Origin of the sequence: Actinoplanes sp. NPDC048791 (assembly GCF_040650095.1) — a bacterium.
GTDB lineage: Bacteria > Actinomycetota > Actinomycetes > Mycobacteriales > Micromonosporaceae > Actinoplanes.
The window spans coordinates 1-2,556 of the sequence record NZ_JBEZGQ010001120.1 but is presented as its reverse complement, the minus strand read 5'-3'; the positions used below and the strand labels follow the sequence as shown (position 1 = coordinate 2,556).

Below are 2,556 nucleotides of genomic sequence, written 5' to 3'. Positions count from 1 at the left end.
CCCCCGACACCGTCATCACCGGCCCACACCAGGCCACGCCCAGAAAGCCGACGTCGTGAAAACGTTCACCCGAAACCGCACCACCACCGACCAACGTCACGCCGCTGGAGGCCGTCGGCGTTCGTCGCTGGCGGCCACCGTCGCCCCCGCCTCCGTCGAAGTCACCCCCCGCTTCCTGCGCGTCGGCGACGGCTACGCCGCCACCCTGGTCGTCACCGGCTACCCGGCCGAGGTCGGCCCGGCCTGGCTGGAACCGCTGCTGTCCTGGCCGGGCCGCCTCGACCTGACCCTGCACATCGACCCCCTGCCCGCGCCGGTCGCCGCCGCCCGGCTGCGGAATCAGCGGGCCCGGTTCGAATCGAGCCGCCGCGCCGACGAACGGCACGGCAAGCTCGCCGACCCGTTCGTGGAGGCCGCGGCCGACGACGCCGCCGAGCTGGCCCAGCGTCTCGCCCGCGGGATGGCGAAACTGTTCCGGGTCGGGCTGTACCTGACCGTGCACGCCCGTACCGAAGCCGAACTGCTCGAGGCGTGCGCACAGGTCAAAGCGGCCGCCGCGTCCACGCTGATCGAGGTGCAGCCGGCCACCTGGCGGCACCTGCCCGGCTGGACCACCACCCTGCCCCTCGCCTCGGACAGTCTGCAGATGCGCCGCACCATGGACACCCAGGCCCTGGCCGCCGCCTTCCCCCTCGCCAGCGCGGATCTGCCCGCGCCGCTGCCGGGCGACCCACCCAACTCTGGCGGGGTCCTGTACGGGATCAACCCGGACTCGCAAGGCATCGTCTGGTGGGACCGCTGGGCGCAGGAGAACCACAACTGCGTGGTTCTGGCCCGCTCCGGCGCCGGCAAGAGCTACTTCGTCAAGCTCGACGTGCTGCGCAACCTCTACCAAGGCGTGCAGGTCGCCGTCATCGACCCGGAAGACGAATACTCGCGCCTGGCCGACGCTGTGGGCGGCGGCATCGTGCGCCTCGGCGCGCCTGGCGTGAAGATCAACCCCCTCGACCTGCCCGCCGGGGACAGCCGCCCGGACGTACTCACCCGGCGCGGGCTGTTCCTGCACACCCTGATCAGCGTGCTCCTCGGACAGGTACCGCCGCCGGCCGAACGCGCCGCCCTGGACCGCGCCATCCTCGCCGTCTACCGGCAGGCCGGGATCACCGCCGACCCGGCCACCCACCACCGGCCGGCACCCCTGCTCAAAGACCTCGCCGCGATCCTGCACGCCGACCGCGGGGACGAGGCGGCCCGGCAGCTGGCCGCCCGGCTGGCGCCGTGGGTCGCCGGGTCGTTCTCCGCACTGTTCGACGCGCCGACGACCACCCGCCCCGACGGACACCTGGTCGTCTGGTCGTTGCGGCATCTGCCCGACGAGCTCCGCACCGTCGGCACCCTGCTGGCCCTGGACGCGATCTGGCGATCGGTCGACACCCCGGGCCCGGCCCGGCTGGCGACCCGCCGCCTGGTCGTCGTGGAGGAAGCCTGGCTACTGATGCGTGACGGGGAAGGCGCCCGGTTCCTGTTCAAAATGTCGAAGGCCGCCCGCAAGCGCAACGCCGGCATGTCGATGGTGACGCAGGATGCGGCCGATGTGCTCGGCACTGACCTGGGGCAGGCGGTGGTAGCGAACGCGGCGACGCAGGTCCTGCTCAAGCAGGCACCCCAGGCGATCGAGAATGTCGCCGACGCCTTCGGGCTCACCGCAGGGGAACGCCGGATGCTGCTCGCCGCCCGCATCGGGCACGGCCTGCTCATCTGCGGAACCCAGCGGACCGCGTTCGAGTCGATCAGCTCACCGGCCGAACACCGCCTGGCCACCACCACACCGGCCGACCTGGTCGGGTTCGACGACGGCGAGGACCAGCTGTGACACCACCGCCGCTGATCTATCTGCCGTCGCCCCCGCCGGCGCCCGCCCCTTCGCGGCCGGGCGCCGATCTTGTCTCCACGGTGGACCCGCCGGCGCAATGGTTGGTGGACGCCTCCGGCTGGGCGGTGGCCCGGCCGTGGCTGGCCGCCGTGGCCGCCGGGCTGCTGGTGTCGTTCGTGGCGGCCCGTAACGTGGTCGACGGGTGGCGGCAGCGCCGCCACGCTGCCGCCGCCCGCCTCATCACCATCGCCCCACCACCCGAGGTCGACCCGCACAGCGCCGCCGCACTGTGGGCCAACCTGCACGGCACCCTCACCCCATCCCGGCGCAAGCGGCTCCTCTACGGCACCCCACACCTGGTCTGGCAATACACATGGACCGGCCGGCAACTGCTGATCGCGGTGTGGGTACCCGGCACCGTCCCCCAAGGGGCGGTGGAGGCAGCCGTCCGCGCCGCGTGGCCCGGCGCCGCCTGCACCATCGACGAGCCGGCACCCCCACCGATCCCGCTCGAGACCGCCGCCGCCGTGGGTGGGCATCTGCTGCCCAGTGCTGCGGAATGGCTGCCCTTCAAGACCGATCACGACAACGACCCGCTGCGCGCGCTGATGTCGGCCGGATCGCAGCTCAAACCCGGCGAACACGCCTGCGTGCAAGTCCTCGCCCGCCCGGCCAGCCCCCGC

At 72.9% G+C, this 2,556-nt stretch carries 1 protein-coding gene and 1 pseudogene; both read left to right on the top strand.

Annotated features, from left to right (window positions below; all coding sequences use genetic code 11):
- Positions 1 to 127: 127 nt before the first annotated feature.
- A complete protein-coding gene (locus tag AB0C29_RS43060; protein ID WP_360833384.1) occupies positions 128 to 1,873 on the top strand; it encodes a helicase HerA domain-containing protein in 1,746 nt (581 codons plus the stop codon).
- Positions 1,874 to 1,953: 80 nt separating this feature from the next.
- A pseudogene (locus AB0C29_RS43055) lies at positions 1,954 to 2,556 on the top strand (type VI secretion protein); the annotation flags it as partial.